Genomic DNA, 19,146 nt, shown 5'->3' on the forward strand with positions numbered 1-19,146 from the left:
CGTCTAACCTTTATGGAGAAATCCCGTGTGAAAGGGTATGGAGAAAACGTTAGGAAGTGGGCAGAAGGTGGCAAAGTTTAAAGTCAAGAAGGGTAAAGATCAAGGCGGGAAAATCAGAAGGCGGTTCTGATATAGACTTGGAGCGTTTTAATATATTGGACTATAAGAATGCGGGCTTGCTTGATCTGTTGTATTGTACTTTCAGCATTGCTCTTTACAGGATAAGCAATGAAATGGATATCCGGCATGAGATATTTAAGTTCACGCATTGAGCGCCATATATGGTAATCATGAGTGACGATATAAAGGGTTTTATAGTGGTGCTTGTTAATCCAAGCGGCGCTTTCTTCGGCGTTCCCTCTGGTGTTAATTGCTTGATGCCCAATGTCAATACAACAGGAGATAAGCTGTGGGCTAATATGCATATTATGCATAAAACCCTTTAGATTGGTTGAGGTGTTTACACCACTGATGAGGAGTCGTGAACCAAGCCCTTTTTGTAAGAGATGAAGTCCTGTCTCTATTCGGTGTTCTCCGCCTGTAAGCACGATAATGGCATCGGCTTTGGGGAGAGGCGTTGGGGGAGAAAGCTGTTCGGTTTTTTCAAAAAAAATAATAAAACCACCCCAAAAAATGAAAACAATGACGGCAAGAGTCAGTGTTGTGGGTGGAAAATAGCGAAATAAGGAGCGTGGAGACCAGCTATGGTGGGGCCGTTTTGAAACAGAGCGGTCTAAATTGTTTTGAGTCAATGAGTTGGAGTGGTGAGTCATAAAATTAAAATAAACCATTTTCACATTGATCGATTTTTTTCAGTTGCGCTAAAATAGTCATGCGGTTTGTAAGGGTGGTGAGAAAAGAAACAAAAAGAATCAGGAGAGTGATTTTTCCATAAGGAATAGAATTTATGGAAATATATCCAAATAAAGCGGTTACTTGGCTGGCTTCTGCTTTTCCTAAGTTATAATTTGTCCAGAAACAAAAAGCTGAAAATAGAAATATGCTGGTGAGACCACCATATAAAGCACCGCGCAGCGCAGTTTTAAAAAAATGCCAATCAAATTGACGCGCAATGAAAAGGGTTTCAGTGCCAAGAAAATATAACACATTAATAATATGGGCATTTTCTGCCAATGCATTACGGGTGGCAAAAATGATGGTGAGGATTAGAGAACCTAGAACCAATGCTAAAATTGAAAAACCAATGAAAACAGAAGTGTATGCCATGGTTGCAAAACGGTGGACCCAAACACGGTGATCATCAAATTGACCACCTGGGATTTGAGTTTTAATGGCATGATTGATGGCGGCAAAATTGATTTTTTCATTCTCTTTTAAGGTGACAATGATAAGGCGGGGAAGGGGCAATTCGTTCAAATTAAAACCTGTTCCAAGCCATGGTTCGAGTAACTTTTCGGTGGCGTTTTGGTCAATAATTTTTGCATCTTGTACACCAGAAAAGGTTTTAACCAATGTTACTGCATCATGAAGTGCTTTGTTGATATCAACATCGTCAACGGGGCGTATTTGTATTGTGGCTTCATAGCTAATCTGATTGCTCCAATTTTTGGCAGAACGCTGGACTAAATCAACACCAATTAAGGTGAGGCTTGAGAGAAATGTCATAATAGCAATCACGGCAACTAGCGCTTGCCCAGAAATGTTGCTACTGGGAATAATCGCCGTTGTATTTTTCTTATTGCTGTTAAAAATAGGAAACAATTTATTCATGAATCGTCATCCGTCCGTTATGGAGAAGCATACGTCGTGCTGCAACTTGTTCCATTAAAGCAATATCATGAGTGGCAATGATTACAGCCGTTCCAAAACGGTTTAATTCAATAAACAAACGCAGCAGACGTTTTGCCAAGGGCGGATCGACATTTCCCGTTGGTTCATCGGCAAGAAGAATTTCAGGCTGATCAATAAGCGCGCGCGCAATGGCTACCCTTTGTTTTTCCCCACCAGAAAGAACCGGTGGTAAAACATGAATATGATCGCCAAGACCTACCCAACAGAGAAGATCTTCTACTTCACTGCGATAGGTTGCTTCTTCTTGCCCTTTAATGCGTAAGGGCAAAGAGACATTTTCATAAGTGGTCATGTGGTCAAGGAGACGAAAATCTTGAAAAACCACACCAATACGTTGTCGTAGCGCAGGGAGCTCTTGTCGTCTGAGTAAAGCTGTGTCTGTTCCAAATAAATCAATATGACCACGCGTTGGTTTGAGTGCCAAAAACATCAGACGCATCAATGATGTCTTACCCGCCCCAGAGGCTCCCGTGAGAAATTGAAATGATCCAGCAGGAATATGAAAGCTAATATCGCGAAGGACCTCTGGGCCCATTCCATAGCGCAGACCGACATTTTCAAAATGAATCACTTTTTGTTCTTACTCCTGATTTTATCTTGTAGCATTTATTCTAAATTTATTTAAAAAAAATTTTGCCTTTTCATTGCGTTAGGCTTTTGTTGTAAGCTTGTTCATTTTAGATTTCATGGTTTTTTTCTGCGCTTTTGTTATCAATAAATATTCTTGCTCAAAAATATTATTATTTATACTTGCTCTTGCTCTCTTTATTTATGATTTTAGCAGGAATTTCAAAGTGATTCTAGCATAAACATCAGAATTATCTTTCCTTCTTCCCCAGAGACTTTTTTGCATTGAGGGGGCATGAAGCCATTAAAAAAGCTCAGTTACTCTTTTTATCTTATTTTCTTATTTACATGCATATTCCCATTAAGAGTATATTCCAATTGGGAAGTTTTTCTTCTTATCGGTGGTTTTCATAACAATGCCGAGATATTTGAGCAAAGAATAAAAACCACCGTATGTTGTATTTTGTCGTCTTGCCTTAATCTTGTCGGTTGGCAATCAAATCTTCAACAACTTGTGGTTCGGCAAGGGTTGAAATATCTCCTAAATTATCGAAATTATTTTCAGCAATTTTGCGTAAAATACGTCTCATAATTTTTCCTGATCGTGTTTTGGGAAGTTGCGGAGCAAACTGAACTTTATCTAAGATGGCAATGGAGCCTATTTCCTTTCTGACATGTTGAATAAGCTCTTTTTGTAACTCTTCACTTGGTGCTGTCCCTTCCATTAACGTAACAAAACTGTAGATTCCCTGTCCTTTAATGGGATGCGGGTAACCAACAATAGCGGCTTCTGATACAGCGGGATGCAAAACAAGGGCTGATTCAATTTCAGCGGTTCCTAATCTGTGCCCTGAGACATTGAGAATGTCATCAACCCGTCCTGTAATCCAATAATAGCCATCGCTATCGCGTCTACAGCCATCGCCTGTAAAATATTTTCCTTTATAGGTGGAAAAATACGTTTGAATAAAGCGCTCGTGATCCTTATAGAGCGTGCGCATTTGTCCTGGCCATGAATCACCGATACAAAGATTGCCTTCTGCTTCACCTTCTAATATATTGCCTTGGGCATCAACAATTTGGGGTTGAATACCAAAGAAAGGACGTGTGGCTGATCCTGCTTTGAGGGGTGTTGCACCGGGGAGGGGGGTGATCATATGTCCTCCTGTTTCCGTTTGCCACCATGTATCGAGAATCGGACAACGGTCATTTCCAATTGTATGATAAAACCATTCCCATGCTTCTGGGTTAATAGGTTCTCCTACTGTTCCTAAAAGACGCAATGATGTCCTTTTTGAGTGTTCAACAAACGAATTTCCCGCTCCCATTAAGGCGCGGATAGCGGTTGGTGCGGTGTAGAATATATTAACTTGGTGTTTGTCAACAATTTCCCAAAATCTTCCCTTATCAGGAAAGGTTGGGGTGCCTTCAAACATTAAAGTAGTCGCACCATTGCATAGAGGTCCATAAACTAAGTAAGAATGACCGGTAATCCAACCAATATCAGCTGTACACCAGTAAATTTCATCGGGGTTATAATCAAAAACGTATTGATGTGTCATCGCGGCATAAACAAGATAGCCCCCTGTGGTATGCAAAACACCTTTGGGTGTGCCGGTGGAGCCGGAAGTATAAAGAATAAAAAGTGGATCTTCAGCATTCATGGGTTCTGCTGGACAGTCTGTTTTTGCATGAGTGATTTCTTCGTGGTACCAAAAATCACGCCCCTCTATCCAATCAATTGGTCCGCAAGTCCGCCGTATAACCATAACTTGATCGACACGCACATTTTGGCGGGCGGCTATTTCAATAGCATGGTCAACATTGTCTTTTAAGTTAATTCGTTTGCCACCCCGCAAGCCGTGATCAGCAGTAATGATGAAGGTCGATTCACAGTCAACAATGCGTCCTGCTATTGCTTCAGCAGAAAAGCCTGCAAAAATAACCGAATGAACAGCACCAATGCGGGCACAAGCGAGCATAGCATAGGCTGCTTCGGGAATCATAGGAAGATAAATGGTTACTTTATCGCCTTTCTTAATTCCACGACTTTTCAAAAGATTAGCAAAACGACAAACATGTTCATAAAGCTCATTATAGGTTATTTTTTTATCATGATAGGGGTTATCCCCCTCCCAAATGAGCGCGATTTTGTCTCCATGGGTTTTCAGGTAGCGATCAATGCAATTATAGGCAACATTTGTTATCCCATCTTCGTACCATTGAATTGATACATCATCATTAAAAGAAGTGTTTTTTACTTTTGTAAAAGGTTTAAACCATTCAATGCGTTGACCATGTTTGGCCCAGAAGCTTTCTGGGTCATCGATGCTTTCTCGATACCACTGTTGATAAGTCTCCTCATCGAGTAAAGTATTTTTTTTGATCTCTTCTGATACTGGATAGATTTTTTCAGTCATGTTTCCCTCTTTTTATTTTTTAGAAAAATCAGCCATTGTATTTTTATATTTGTGGCAGAGTTTTCCCAAAAGCTTTTCATTGTGAGGTTAGACTAAATGACAAAGATTAGAATAGTCAATTTTTAAATCTGATGTGATGATATTAAAGAGGGTATTCTATGCTTTTAGGATACTCAAATGTGGTAAAACCTATTGCGGTATAGCGCCTTTTATAAAGGCATAAAGACATTTAAAAATGTCTATTATAAAATATTTCTTACAAGTTGATATAAACCAATATCGTTAAATAAAAGACTAACAAGAGAGAATATTGAGCTTATTAATAATGATTTTTTAGAGAATCTTTCCAACTGTAATAAATAAACTTATAATAAAAAATATATATTAAACCAGAAAAAAACGTTGCTATAAGCGATTCAATGATTTTATGAGTAAAATCTGTCATTATAAATCATAACCACTCATTAATAGTATCGTCGCTACTTTATTCAGCGTGCTCGCAACTCATCCAATAAATATTAATATAAACCAAAATATCTACGCAAAAAATTAGAAATAAAGAACATAATAAATGACGATAATGCCATTATAATAGACAATCTCCAACCTACGCCATTGAATATTTTAAAAGAAATGGCAATTATAGGAGTAATTATAATTAACATGCAAAACATTCTTACGATTTCATAACGAATATTCATTATAAAAAACCCTGATTATAAGAGGTGATCCACAATATATATTCCTGAAAAATACTTTGTCCATATATATAAATATTTAATTTTGCAGTTATTTAATACATTTAAATAAAAATATAATAGAAAAATGTATAATTAGTATAAATGATATTTGCATTATAATATTTTTATTATTATATTTTTTAAATATACAAATAATTATAAGTACTAATCCGAATATGATTGTTTGAAACAACGATTCCAAGAATTTAGGATAAATATCCATTATAAAAAAATCCAAACTAAAATATGTAAAAGTTATAAACAAATAGATATCTCTGAAAACTATTTTATCCAGAGCTATCGGAAATTTATTTTGCTATATTTATTAAATACGTGCTTCTCATGCTACTAATTTCAGAGATATCTTGCTTGGTTATTATCTACAAATTAAAATAATATTTCTTGAGTTTACTTGTGGCACTCCTTGGCTGTAGAGAAAATACCTGCAACTGCTCCTGTTCCATAGGCTGCTGTTACAGCTGCTTCTATAGGTATTGCTACTTCCGGAAAAACAACATTTGCCAATCCAACGCCTACCGCTGTTGCACCAGCACCAAAGAGTGCTGTTTCACTTGAATTCGAGATATAACCACCAGTATTACATTCTCCCCAGAAACCTGTTGCGCCACGTGAATCGTGAGATGAACTTGAACTACCCATTTTTGTACTTCTTTGTTTCGCTATTATTAGCTGTTTATAAAAATAGTATCACAATGATACATTTCAAATTGGTATCATGCATTTTAGAGAAATGTCAAAGATAAACTTTAAAAATAACAATAAAAATACTGTATAAATAATATATAAATTATGTATATATGAAATTATTATTCTTAATAAGATAATAATATTAATTATAAGTTTTTAAAATATAAGAAATGACACCATATTTTTGCTTAATTGAAGTTTAAAATTAGAAAAATTGCGCATATAAAAAGTTGAAGTTTTTCTCTTTGTTTATGCGAACGATAAGGAATATCGTTATTGGGATCGGTCTCATTGCCATTGTTTTGCCTGCATGTATTATGTGCATATGAACGGGATTCGTTCTTTTATTTTTCAGGCGAATATTGACCGTATGTTACGCTCTGTAAAGCATAGAAAGCCTTTATGCTATCGTTGGACCTTATAGATTACTATCATGTTATTTAGCGCGGTTCTTGGTGCTCTATTGGGCATTTGAGATGTTTATTTTGCTCACGTGATTTACATGAAAGAGTTTTGTTACTGTATTATGCAGCTATAAGCCTTTTTGCCTGCTTTACGCCATTGGCATGTGAGGAAATTGTTTACGCGTGTTGGAGAAGTTAAGAGAATTCGTGGTTTTTAATGGAAATCATTGCGATAATCGTATTGAATATTCTTTTGCTATTAGTGATTTTTGCGACAGTTTTTTCATGAATGCGCAATGCCTCTTTTATCATTTTGCCTTTATATAAGGATTTATTTTTATGGTGCTTTTGCTGGAGAGGCGGTCAGAGGGGAGGGCGAAGTAGAGCCAATATACGAGAATATGAGAGCCTAAGCAGGGCTGTTTTGAAGCTATTGTACGTGTTGTGGATGTGCCGGTGAGAAATTTGAGAAGATTAGCTTTTTGCTTGTTTTGCTAACAGGATGAAAGAGGGATTAGGATCTTTCTTGCTAGAATTGCTCTTTTTATATTGGTATTGAGGGGAATATTTTTCTCATTTCTGCTGTTTTTGGCTTGTTCGTAGAATTTTCAATGGGAATTTATATGAAGGGGGGAATGAATTTATATTAGGGAAATTGCTTTACACAGGGCGTTTTCCAAATAAAGCAGAGCCAATGCGAAGGACATTCGAGCCAAATTGTAGGGCTGTTTTGAAGTCACTGGACATGCCCATGGAAAGCTTTGGAAGACCGGCTTGTTTTGCTAATTTTGCTAACAGCGCGAAATAGGGTCCGGGGTTTTCATCAACAGGGGGGATGCCCATAAGACCAATAATATCAAGTCCATAGTTGTTTTTGCATTGGTTGACAAAAGATGTCGCTTCTTGTGGTGCGATACCACTTTTTTGGGGTTCTAAGCCAATGTTAACCTGAACATAGCAAGGAAGATGCCTTTTTTGTTTTTGCATTTCTTCCGCCAAAATTTTGGCTATTTTTTCACGATCAACCGTTTGAATGACATCAAAAATTTTAACAGCTTCAGCGGCCTTATTTGATTGTAGGGGACCAATGAGATGAAGTTTAATATTTTCAAATTGTTGACGTAACTCGAGCCATTTTTGTGCTGCTTCTTGTACGCGGTTTTCTGCAAATAAAGATTGGCCTGCTTGCAAAATGGGACGTATATCAGCGGCAGAAACAGTTTTTGAAACAGCGATAAGTTCAATTTCTTCTACGGGGCGTTGTAGTTCTTGACATGTTTCAGCAATGTCTTTTTGAAGGTTTTGCCATGTTTCAATGGAAGGGGCATCGAGGGGCGTTTGTGTATTCATATTTTTGTGCTTTACCTTTTTTGTTTAAGAGTTGGTCGTTTTTTTTAAAGTTTTATAAAATACTTAGGGAAATATTTCACGAAAATGTTGACGATGAGCTTAATCCATGGTCAAGCATAATAAAACAAGTTTTTTGGTGCAGTTTTATTAAAAGAGTATAATGAGAATGACGATTGAGCATTATGAGTTAGGTGAACGCTATAATCCACGTGCGAGAGAAAAAAAATGGCAAGCAATTTGGGATGAAAAGAAAATTTTTCAGACTGTAGGGGAAGATTGCCGTAAAAAATATTATGTTTTAGAGATGTTCCCTTATCCGTCAGGGCGTATTCACATGGGACATGTGCGCAATTATGCCATGGGTGATGTGGTGGCGCGCTATAAACGCGCAAAGGGTTTTAATGTGCTTCATCCTATGGGTTGGGATGCTTTTGGGATGCCGGCTGAAAATGCTGCTTTGCAAAGTAAAGTGCATCCTAAAACGTGGACCTATGAAAATATTGCCGTCATGCGTGGGCAATTAAAGCAATTAGGACTCTCACTCGATTGGTCGCGTGAATTTGCAACGTGTGATGTGGATTATTACCACCGCCAACAAATGCTGTTCCTTGATTTTTATCAAAAGGGGTTGGTGGCGCGTAAAGTGGCTAAGGTCAATTGGGATCCTGTTGATCATACTGTTTTAGCCAATGAACAGGTTGTGGATGGACGGGGATGGCGTTCTGGTGCGTTGGTTGAACAGCGGGAATTAACTCAGTGGTTTTTCAAAATTAGTGATTTTAGTGAAGACTTATTGGCAGGGCTTGAAGAGCTTGAACAGTGGCCTGAAAAAGTTCGCACCATGCAAAAAAATTGGATCGGAAAATCCCAAGGTTTGCTGATTCGTTGGGCTTTGAAGGCGACAGCTGATGATGCAAGGGATGCTCATGATGCTTGTGCTCCCTTTAATGAGGTTGTTTGTTATTCAACGCGTCCTGATACCTTGTTTGGTGCTTCTTTTTTGGCTCTGTCTGTTGATCATCCTATTGCGCAATCTCTTGCAAAAAAAGACAAAGCCTTGGCAGCTTTTGTGGAGAGTTGTCGGAGCGGTGGAACAACAACAGCAGCACTTGAAACAGCGGAAAAACAAGGGTTTCGCACATCGCTTGTGGCGGTGCATCCTTTTGATTCAACAGTGCATATCCCCGTTTATATCGCTAATTTTGTTTTGATGGATTACGGAACGGGGGTTGTTTTTGGCTGTCCAGCCCATGATCAGAGAGATTTTGATTTTGCGCGTAAATATGGTCTGCCGATAAAACCAGTGGTTTTGCCAAAAGGAGAGCAAGCAGAAAATTTTGTCATTGCTGAAACACCTTATGTTGGTGATGGGGTGATGATTAACTCTAACTTTTTGAATGGTTTGACACCTCAACAAGCCTTTGAAGAAGTTGCCAAAAGGCTTGAGGGGCAAGTGCTCAATGGGCAACCGCAGGGAGAAAAAACAGTGCAATTTCGATTGCGTGATTGGGGAATTTCGCGTCAACGTTATTGGGGATGTCCCATTCCGATGATCCATTGTAAGACGTGTGGTGTTGTGCCTGTACCCCGTTCTGATTTGCCGGTTGTATTGCCTGATGATGTTACCTTTGATCAACCGGGCAATCCTCTTGCACGGCATGAAAGGTGGCAATCTGTTGCTTGTCCTTCCTGCGGTCAATCTGCCAAACGTGAAACGGATACCATGGACACATTTGTGGATTCTTCTTGGTATTATGCGCGCTTTACGGCTCCTTTTGCTGCAGAACCTGTTGAAAAACAAGCAACCGCTGAATGGTTGCCTGTGCAACAATATATTGGTGGAATTGAGCATGCCATTCTCCATCTTCTTTATGCACGCTTTTTTATGCGTGCTATGAAATTGGTCGGTCATGTGAGTGTGGATGAACCTTTTAAGGGGCTCTTTACCCAAGGAATGGTGGTGCATGAAACCTATCGGGATGATCAAGGGTGGGTTTCTCCAGCAGAGATTTCGATTGTTGAAAAAGATGGAAAGCGGTGCGCTTATAAATTAACCGATCAAAGCGAAGTGACGATTGGTTTGATTGAGAAAATGTCAAAATCAAAAAAGAATGTCGTTGATCCTGATGATATTATTGCCTCCTATGGCGCTGATACGGTACGCTGGTTTGTGTTGTCTGATTCACCTCCGGAAAGAGATGTCATCTGGACAGAATCCGGCGTTGAAGGCGCACATCGCTTTGTCCAGCGTGTTTGGCGCCATGTGGTTTTGAGTGCTTCTGTTTTAAAGGATGTTGTGCCTTGTGCAGGGCATCAGGGGGCGGCTTTGGAACTGTCAAAGGCGGCACATCGCATGCTCCACGCTGTCGAAGATGATTTGGAAAAATTCGCTTTTAATCGCGCTATTGCACGCCTTTATGAATTCTTGAATATTATGGTACCTTTGCTCAATAAGGTAGCAGATGTTGAAGATGAAATGAAAGCGGCTTTACGTCAAGCTATGGATTTTTTCCTCGCCATGATTGCACCGATCATGCCGCATTTAGCGGAAGAATGCCATGCTGCTTTAGGGGAGAAAACTTTAATGTCTGAACTTGCTTGGCCTGTATATGATCCCGCATTAATCGTTGAAGAAAGCTATACTTTGCCGGTTCAAATTAATGGTAAAAAACGCGGTGAGGTGACCGTTGCAGCAACTGCGAATGAGACGATGATTAAAGAAGCAGTTTTGGCTTTAGATTTCGTTCAGGCGCAGCTGGTTGAAAAACCTATGAAAAAAATTATTATTGTTCCACAAAGGATTGTGAATGTCGTGCTTTAAAAGTTTTTTGCTTGTTGTTTTAGCGGGTGTTTTCACACTGTTGTATGGGTGCAAAATTGAACCGCTTTACCGTCAAGAGTCGCAGAGTTTAAGAGTAATGAACTCTGCTGTTTATGAGGGGTCTTACGCGCACCAGAATTCTATTTCTGAGCAAGCTTCTTTGGGGCTTTCAGAAAAGCTTGCTTCTATTGTTGTGGAAGAGCCTTCGGATCGTTTTGGACAAATGGTGCGCAATCATCTGCTGTTCCTTTTGTATGGAAAGGGTGGAAAACCTTCTCAACCGGCTTATCGATTGGCATTGCAGATATCCGTTTTGACAAGAGAATCGATGCAGATAGAGGTTGATTTTGAGAAAAAGAGAAAGGGACGGCCTTCTGTTGGAACTGTTATGAGCAAAGCTTCCTATACCTTGCAGGATATGAAAAATAGGTCTGTTGCGAACGGAACAGCAATAATGAATGCATCTTTTGAGCGTCTTCGCCAAGAATATGCAACGATGCAAGCAGAAGAAGATGCAAAAAAACGTGTGGCAGAAGAGCTGGCTGAACAGATTTTTTTATTACTTTCTAGAGATCTTTCCAATAAAACTTCTAGTCCTTAGGCAATATTTTGTCCTGTTTTTTGCCAATCGTTGAGAAATATTTGTAATCCTTTATCTGTAAGCGGATGTTTGACGAGGGCTTTTAAAATTGCGGGTGGAACTGTTGCAACGTCAGCACCACTGAGTGCTGCTTCTTTGACATGGTTAACGGTGCGGATTGAAGCGGCTAAGATTTGTGTTTTATAGTTATAGTTATCATAAATTGTGCGAATTTCATGAAGGAGTTCACTTCCATTGAGTCCGCAATCATCGAGTCTCCCAATAAAAGGCGAAATAAATGTGGCACCTGCTTTGGCTGCAAGTAAGGCTTGATTGGCAGAAAAACAAAGTGTGAGATTTGTTTTTAGTCCTTCTGCTGTAAGGGCTTTACAAGCTTTTAATCCATCAAGTGTTAAAGGAAGCTTGATGCAAATATTGTCAGAAACCTTTGCTAAAACAGCCGCTTCTTTCATGATGTTTTCAAATTCTGTTGCGGCAACTTCAGCAGAAACAGGTCCCCTTACGAGAGAACAAATTTCTTTTGTAACTTCAAGAATATTACGGCCTGATTTTAGGATAAGAGAGGGATTGGTGGTCACACCATCAACAAGGCTTAAATTCTGTAATTCTCGTATTTCTTCAATATTGGCGCTGTCCACAAAAAATTTCATCTCTAACCTCTTTTTTTTCGCTTTTTATTCAAAGCTTTTCACATTTTATCTTGCTTTTTTGTTATGCGCTATTGTTGACTGCAAAAGCAAGAGAAAGAATTTAATATAAAGAATAAGAATGTTATAGTGTTTATCATGTATCCGCTTTCTGTAAAGGAAGGTCGCGTGTCAGTGAATGGATTTTATTTGCATAGAAGAATGGCGCTGTTTTTTTGTTAGAGAGGATGACGTTGTATTGATTGTTGGCGTTTTGGTGATGGAATGCGTCTTAAAAAGAATTTTTGGGAGAAGCTTGTTGTGGAAAGGGGAGTGATTGAAGCCCGCAATGAATTTTATAAAAGTGTTTAAAGATAAGGTGTAGGCTTGTTGGTGCTCAAGAGGATCGTAGATAAGATGATCTTAGATAAGGGGGAGATCGTAGATTGGTTAAAAAGATGAATTCAAATATGATAGAGGAAAAGGTTGTCTCTGTCTTGGTTCCTCTTCCTGTTGCGCATGCTTATAGTTATAAAGTTCCGTCTTCTATGGAAGTGGAAATTGGTTCTTTTGTTCGGGTTCCGGTGACGGGGCGTGAGCTTTGCGGTTTTGTTGTGGATGTTGGGGAGAAGACAGAGGATGAGCAAGGAACTGCCTCGGTGGCGCGTGAAAAATTACGCTCTCTTTTACATGTTTTTGATTGTCCGCCATTAAAGGCAGAAATGATTACATTTTTGCGGTTTGTTAGCCGTTATACCATGACACCTTTTGGTCTTGTTGCACGATTGGTTTTGTCCGTACCGGCTGCTTTAGAGCCAGAAGCACAGATGCTGGGATTGCGCTATTGTGGGGGAAATGTGGAACGTCTCACACCAGCGCGGTCACGGGTTTTGGAATTGGTGCGCAGTGAGAAGATCTGGACACGTTCTGGTCTTGCGCATGCGGCTGGAACTTCTGTTTCTGTCGTTGAAGGTTTAAAAGCACTAGGAATTTTTGAAGAGGTTAAGGTTCCTGCTCCTGATCTTGTAGGTATGCCTGATCCTGATTTTTGTCCTCCTCAGTTGCAGTGTGCACAGAGTGAAGCAGCAAAACTGTTGCGGGAAGGTGTTTTATCTTCTCAGTTTCAAGTTTTTTTGCTCGATGGTGTGACAGGTTCTGGAAAGACAGAAGTTTATTTTGAAGCGGTTGCTCAAGCCTTCAAAGGGGGTAGCCAAGTTTTAATTTTATTGCCAGAAATTGCTTTAACACAGCAGTTTTTAGATCGTTTTTATGCACGCTTTGGCGCTGCAGCAGCAGAATGGCATTCCGATTTGACACCGCGTCGTAGAGAACGTGTCTGGCGGCAAGTTGCAGAAGGGCGGGTGCGTGTCGTTGCGGGGGCTCGTTCGGCACTTTTTCTTCCCTTTCATGCGCTTGGCTTGATTGTTGTCGATGAAGAGCACGATAGTGCTTATAAACAAGAAGAGCGTATTTTTTATCATGCGCGTGATATGGCTGTTGCTCGGGGTTCTTTTGAGCATTTTCCTGTTATTTTATCTTCAGCAACACCGTCGATTGAAAGCCAAGCCAATGTTTTAAAAGGGCGTTATCAAAAGGTGCATTTACCCTCCCGTTTTAAAGAAGTTGCCCTTCCACAGTTGCGGGTCATTGATATGCGCCAAGGAGGAGTGCAGAAGGGGCGCTTTATTTCTTTTACCCTTGAAAGGGCTTTAAAACAAACGCTTGAGAAAGGCGAGCAAGCGCTGCTTTTTCTCAATCGCCGTGGTTATGCGCCTTTAACTTTATGCCGAGTGTGTGGACATCGTTTTCATTGTAGTGATTGTTCAAGTTGGTTGGTCGAACATCGCGCGCAAGGGCAACTGAAATGTCATCATTGTGGCTATCATCAACCACTTCCAGAAGCCTGTCCTGAATGCGGGACATTAGACCATCTCGTGGCTTGTGGACCGGGTGTGGAAAGAATTGCAGAAGAAACACAAGGGCTTTTTCCGCAGGCGCGATCATTGATTCTTTCAACAGATCTAAAAGGGGGAATTGGGCAGTTGCGAAGCGAATTGCAAGCCATTGCCAATGGTGATGTAGACATTATTATTGGGACACAGTTGGTCGCTAAAGGACATCATTTTCCCAAGCTTTCTCTGGTGGGGGTTATTGATGCTGATCTTGGTCTTGCCAATGGCGATTTACGCGCGAGTGAACGTACCTTCCAGCTTCTTTCTCAAGTGACTGGAAGAGCAGGGCGGGTAGGATTGGAAAGTTTAGGATTATTGCAAACCTATCAACCCGATCATCCGGTCATAAAAGCTTTACTTTCATGTCAACCAGAAGAATTTTATACCCGTGAGATTGCAGCACGCCAATATTATCATTTACCTCCCTATGGGCGTCTTGCTTCTTTGATTGTGTCTGCACAACAGCGCCAAGCCGCAGAACATTATGCACGAGCACTCCGTCAAGCCGCGCCACGGGGAAAAAATATCACAGTTATGGGACCCGCAGAAGCGCCTTTGGCTCTGGTTCGGGGGCGTTATCGTTTTCGGCTTTTACTGCAAGGACAGCGCTCTTTTGATATACAAGGGTTTATTCGGGCAATGCTGTGCAATGCCCAAAAAATGCCCAGTTCCGTTCGAGTTCAAATTGATATCGATCCGCAAAGCTTTTTTTAAAAATCAATTTTCTTTCAAGTGACCAGAAGAGCAGGGCGGGTGGGATTGGAAAGTTTAGGATTATTGCAAACCTATCAACTGGGTTATCCGGTCATAAAAGCTTTACTTTTATGCCAACCAGAAGATTTTTTACATACGGGAGATTGCAGCACGTCAGCATGATTATTGTCCCCTATGGGCATCTTGCCTCTTTTATTGTGTCTTCTAAGCAGCGCCAAACCGCAGAACATTATGCATGTGTATTGCGTTAAGTCGCGCTCCGGGGAAAAAATATCTCGGTTATGGGACCTGCAGAAGCGCCTCTCTTATTAGTACAAGATATTGATTTATTAAGAGCTTTCACTTTTTGCACGTTACAGGTGGGGAGCTTGTTGGCGTGAAATTGTGCAAGAAAGGCATGCCTTTTATGAAAAAATTCCGGCGTCAAGGGTTGTCGCAACATTGAGGCAGTGTGTGATGGTACTGGTTTGCTCTTGATTAAACGTAAAGATGTGGGCACATGGGGGGGACCTCGCATTCATGGGCGCTGTCGCGAAATGGAAATGCTCCATTTCTTATGCTTTCATTCCTTTCGTTCTTGAATGGAAGTAGATTTTTCATGCAAAGTAGAACGCTTAAAATCGAGTATTTCTAAAACAGAATGTCATTATGGTTATTTTCATCTAATTGTTTGAGCAAATATTTCTCAGAGTGTTGGAATTCATTTTATGATGTTGCTCGTGAATAATGTAAATGCTTTACATAAATGCAAAAGCCGTTAAGGCTCCCTATCTTTAGGGTATAGCTGGTACCATTATTGAGCTTTGAGAAACTGTGGATACATAAGAGTGTTTTTTGGGAGTTTTTTTCAAGAAAATATATTTGGTGAAATGTTTTAAAAAGAGTGGGCATTTAAAACGAAAGGATCATTTTCTTAATTTTAAGGAGATATCCATTATTATTTCTTACTTGTCCATTTGAAATAATAAATTTTTAAAGTCGCAGTCGCTTCTCGCAAAACTTTTGTAGGATAAGAGGAGTAATCTTTAAAGAAGAACTGTTTTTGGGGGTGACAAAAGCGTTTGAAGCACAATAAAAAGCGTAAAATCGCTTATGAGAATGTCAAAAAGAGGCATAAAAAAATCGTGATGTCATCTTGGGGATCTAAAAAAAATCCTTTTCAAAAATATTTTGAATATTTTATTTAAAATTTTTAAAAAGCAGCGATTTGTGGTGTTGCGAGTCGGCTATGTCTATGCTAGAAACCGAATGGTTTTCGTTCGAGGTTTTAAGAAGAAGATTCTTAAGATTGAGAATGTCTGTTTCATTATCATCTGATAACTATCAGAGAGTCGCTCAAGGGAAAGAGGCGGTATTTCGTGTCGGATTCATTTTCTCTCATACCGCTGCCGTTGGTAGATCAACGCTATGCGCAAGCGCTTTTTAATTGCGTTCAAGAAGCAGGAAACGTTGAAAAGATTGAAAAGGCAGTGGAGGATTTCTTGCTTGTCTTAGAGCAAAATGAAGATTTAAAATACTTCGTGCTCAGTCCATTCTTTTCAGTCAAAGAGCAAATTAAGGTGATGCAATCTGTTTGTGAAAACATCAAATTTGCTGATAAAGAAGCAGGACAGATTGTTGGTAATTTTTTACGCGTTATTGCAGCAAACCGTAGGCTTAGTGCCGTATTTGGTATTCTCTATGCCTTTCAGCGTTGCGTTGCACGTGCTCGTAAGCAAGTTACTGCGCAAATTGTTTCTGCGCGCCCCTTAAGTTCTCAACAAAACCAAGAATTGTGTGAGACTTTGGAAGGTATCGTTGGGGGAAAAGTTTTGCTACACACCATTGTGGATCCAACAATTCTTGGTGGATTAATTATTCGTGTTGGGACGTCTCAAATTGATACGTCTCTTCTAACAAAATTGTCTTCGCTTAAGCTTGCATTGAAAAAAGAGGTCAGCTGATGGATATTAGACCATCTGAAATTTCAAAAATTCTAAAAGAGCAAATCAAAAACTTTGACCAAAAGGCTGAGGTTTCAGAAATTGGTTGGGTCCTCTCTGTGGGGGATGGTATCGCTCGCGTTTATGGTTTGGATAATGTTCAAGCTGGGGAAATGGTGGCTTTTCCAAATGGTGTGCGCGGGATGGCGCTCAATTTGGAAGTTGATAATGTCGGTGTGGTTATTTTTGGCTCAGACCGCGATATTCGTGAAGGGGATTGTGTAAAGCGATTGGGCGCTATTGTCGATGTCCCCGTGGGTCCCGCTTTGCTAGGGCGAGTGGTCGATGCACTTGGAAATCCTATAGATGGTAAGGGACCTCTTAAGGAAACAGAGCGTCGTCGTGTTGATGTGAAGGCGCCAGGGATTATTCCGCGCCAGTCTGTTCATGAACCTATGTCAACCGGATTAAAAGCAATTGATGCACTCATCCCTATTGGACGGGGACAGCGTGAATTGGTGATTGGTGATCGCCAAACTGGAAAAACAGCGATTTTGCTCGATACATTTTTAAACCAGAAACCTTTTCATGAAAAAGAGGATGGACGAGAGCAGGACAAAGTTTATTGTATTTATGTGGCTATCGGTCAAAAACGTTCGACGGTGGCACAATTCGTTAAAGTTTTAGAAGAACGTGGAGCGCTGGAATATTCTATTATTGTTGCGGCAACCGCTTCTGATCCTGCTCCCTTGCAATTTATTGCACCTCTTGCGGGATGCGCGATGGGCGAATATTTCCGTGATAATGGGCAACATGCTTTGATCGGTTATGATGACTTGTCAAAACAGGCAGTGGCGTATCGTCAAATGTCTCTTTTGTTACGTCGTCCACCGGGGCGTGAAGCTTATCCGGGAGATGTTTTCTATCTGCATTCACGTCTTTTAGAACGGGCGGCGAAGTTGAATGCGGAAAATGGATCGGGGTCGTTGACAGCTTTGCCAGTCATTGAAACGCAAGCAAATGATGTTTCGGCTTATATTCCTACAAATGTGATTTCGATTACAGATGGGCAAATTTTCTTGGAGACCAATTTATTTTATCAGGGTATTCGTCCTGCTGTGAATGTTGGTCTTTCTGTATCGCGTGTTGGTTCTGCAGCACAAATTAAGGCAATGAAGCAGGTTGCCGGCTCGATCAAAGGTGAATTGGCACAATATCGTGAAATGGCAGCTTTTGCGCAGTTTGGCTCTGATTTGGATGCATCAACCCAGCGCCTTTTGAATCGGGGAGCACGCTTGACAGAGCTTTTGAAGCAGCCACAATTTTCTCCACTAAAAACAGAAGAGCAAGTGGTGGTTATTTTCGCGGGTGTGAATGGCTATCTTGATTCTCTAGCGGTTTCTGATGTTGCGCGGTTTGAGCAGGGGCTTTTGGTGCTTTTGCGGAGTGATTATCAAGATCTTTTACAAGCAATTGCTGAGCAAAAGCAGATAACAGATGAGCTAAAAGATAAGTTGATCACTGTTCTTAACACTTATGCGAAAAATTTTTCGTGATGAATTGATGGAATGCTTGAATGGCCTCATTAAAGGATCTTAGAGACCGTATCGCTTCGGTTAAAGCAACACAGAAAATTACCAAAGCTATGCAGATGGTTGCGGCAGCCAGGTTGCATCGTGCGCAAGAGGCGGCGCAATCAGCTCGCCCTTATGCGAAGAGGATGGCCGATATTTTAACCAGTGTTGCGGCTGATGTGGATGGTGTTGATGCACCGGCTCTTATGCGTGGTACGGGGCGTGATGATGTGCATCTCTTGGTGGTTTGTACGGCTGAGCGCGGCTTATGTGGTGCTTTTAATGTGCAAATTGCTCGTCGTGCCCGTGAGCAGATTAAAGCGTTGTTGGCTGCTGGTAAAATTGTAAAAATTATCACTGTGGGCAAAAAGGGTGCGGATATTTTATCGCGTGATTACAAAAGTTTGATGATTGATCATATTGATTTACATGCTGTAAAGCGAATTAGTTTTGCAGAGGCGATGTTGATTAGTCAACGCATTGTTGATTTGTTCAATGAAGGCGCTTTCGATGTCTGTACGTTGTTTTATTCTGAATTTGTTTCCGTGATTAATCAACGCCCAACAGCTTTTGGCTTGATCCCAATGGGGGCTCCAAAAGCAGCTGTTGAGGCAATAGATGTTGTGGAACAAACAGAGACGAGTAAAGATTCACAATCAATTGTTTCTGAGGCAATTGTTTATGAGTATGAACCTGATGCCGCTTCTCTTTTAGAGGCGCTTGTGCCACGCAATCTTTCAGTGCAAATCTTTCGGGCTTTACTCGAAAATGTTGCTGGTGAAATGGGGGCAAAGATGACAGCTATGGACAATGCATCGCGCAATGCGGGTGAAATGATTAATAAATTGACGGTAGCTTATAATCGTCAACGTCAGGCACAAATTACCACAGAATTGATCGAAATTATTGCGGGCGCTGAAGCGCTTTAAATGGAA

Annotated in this window: 13 protein-coding genes and 1 pseudogene; 7 read left to right on the plus strand and 7 right to left on the minus strand. The window is 40.4% G+C overall.

Features of this window, described 5'->3' with window-relative positions:
• Window positions 1–113: 113 nt before the first annotated feature.
• From PVV70_RS04760 to PVV70_RS04785, 6 genes are all read right to left on the minus strand, one after another.
• Entirely contained in the window at window positions 114–791 is a 678-nt protein-coding gene (locus tag PVV70_RS04760) for a YdcF family protein (RefSeq protein WP_273758154.1), read from the minus strand.
• A complete protein-coding gene (locus PVV70_RS04765; protein WP_273758155.1) occupies window positions 778–1,731 on the minus strand; it encodes an ABC transporter permease in 954 nt (317 codons plus the stop codon). The genes PVV70_RS04760 and PVV70_RS04765 overlap by 14 nt, the downstream gene beginning before the upstream one ends.
• The gene (gene ftsE / locus PVV70_RS04770; RefSeq protein WP_139412492.1) at window positions 1,724–2,383 is read right to left on the minus strand and encodes a cell division ATP-binding protein FtsE; all 660 of its coding nucleotides are present in this window, start codon (window positions 2,381–2,383) and stop codon (window positions 1,724–1,726) included. The genes PVV70_RS04765 and ftsE overlap by 8 nt, the downstream gene beginning before the upstream one ends.
• 472 nt (window positions 2,384–2,855) lie before the next feature.
• Complete coding sequence (acs, locus tag PVV70_RS04775; RefSeq protein ID WP_273758156.1) at window positions 2,856–4,799, minus strand: acetate--CoA ligase; 1,944 nt, start codon at window positions 4,797–4,799, stop codon at window positions 2,856–2,858.
• Between the two features lie 1,148 nt (window positions 4,800–5,947).
• A complete protein-coding gene (locus PVV70_RS04780; RefSeq protein WP_273758157.1) occupies window positions 5,948–6,199 on the minus strand; it encodes a hypothetical protein in 252 nt (83 codons plus the stop codon).
• Between the two features lie 1,112 nt (window positions 6,200–7,311).
• A complete protein-coding gene (locus tag PVV70_RS04785) occupies window positions 7,312–8,001 on the minus strand; it encodes a YggS family pyridoxal phosphate-dependent enzyme (RefSeq protein ID WP_273758159.1) in 690 nt (229 codons plus the stop codon).
• A gap of 166 nt (window positions 8,002–8,167) precedes the next feature.
• On the opposite strand from PVV70_RS04785, the gene leuS reads away from it, so the two are divergent.
• A complete protein-coding gene (leuS, locus tag PVV70_RS04790) occupies window positions 8,168–10,822 on the plus strand; it encodes a leucine--tRNA ligase (RefSeq protein WP_273758224.1) in 2,655 nt (884 codons plus the stop codon).
• Complete coding sequence (locus PVV70_RS04795) at window positions 10,809–11,423, plus strand: LPS assembly lipoprotein LptE (RefSeq protein ID WP_273758160.1); 615 nt, start codon at window positions 10,809–10,811, stop codon at window positions 11,421–11,423. The genes leuS and PVV70_RS04795 overlap by 14 nt, the downstream gene beginning before the upstream one ends.
• On the opposite strand, the gene fsa is transcribed toward PVV70_RS04795, so the two are convergent.
• Window positions 11,420–12,073, minus strand: a complete 654-nt coding sequence (gene fsa / locus PVV70_RS04800) for a fructose-6-phosphate aldolase (RefSeq protein ID WP_273758161.1) — start codon at window positions 12,071–12,073, stop codon at window positions 11,420–11,422. The two genes, PVV70_RS04795 and fsa, sit on opposite strands and share 4 nt — an antisense overlap.
• A 434-nt stretch (window positions 12,074–12,507) precedes the next feature.
• Here fsa and PVV70_RS04805 point away from each other — a divergent pair, with 434 nt between their 5' ends.
• The 5 genes and pseudogenes from PVV70_RS04805 to PVV70_RS04825 all read left to right on the plus strand — a co-directional run bounded on the left by PVV70_RS04805 (window position 12,508) and on the right by PVV70_RS04825 (window position 19,140).
• A complete protein-coding gene (locus PVV70_RS04805) occupies window positions 12,508–14,715 on the plus strand; it encodes a primosomal protein N' (RefSeq protein ID WP_273758225.1) in 2,208 nt (735 codons plus the stop codon).
• Between the two features lie 15 nt (window positions 14,716–14,730).
• Window positions 14,731–15,032 (plus strand): annotated as a pseudogene (locus tag PVV70_RS04810) (primosomal protein N'); the annotation flags it as partial.
• 1,041 nt (window positions 15,033–16,073) lie between these two features.
• Window positions 16,074–16,658 carry an ATP synthase F1 subunit delta gene (atpH, locus tag PVV70_RS04815; protein ID WP_273758162.1) on the plus strand — a complete coding sequence of 195 codons (585 nt, stop codon included), beginning with the start codon at window positions 16,074–16,076 and terminating at the stop codon, window positions 16,656–16,658.
• Window positions 16,658–18,193: a F0F1 ATP synthase subunit alpha gene (gene atpA, locus PVV70_RS04820; protein ID WP_273758163.1), complete on the plus strand. Its 1,536-nt coding sequence runs from the start codon at window positions 16,658–16,660 to the stop codon at window positions 18,191–18,193. Before atpH ends, atpA begins: the two co-directional genes overlap by 1 nt.
• Before the next feature lie 20 nt (window positions 18,194–18,213).
• Complete coding sequence (locus PVV70_RS04825) at window positions 18,214–19,140, plus strand: F0F1 ATP synthase subunit gamma (protein WP_273758164.1); 927 nt, start codon at window positions 18,214–18,216, stop codon at window positions 19,138–19,140.
• Window positions 19,141–19,146: the final 6 nt, after the last annotated feature.

The sequence above is a fragment of the Bartonella sp. AU55XJBT genome (assembly GCF_028618525.1).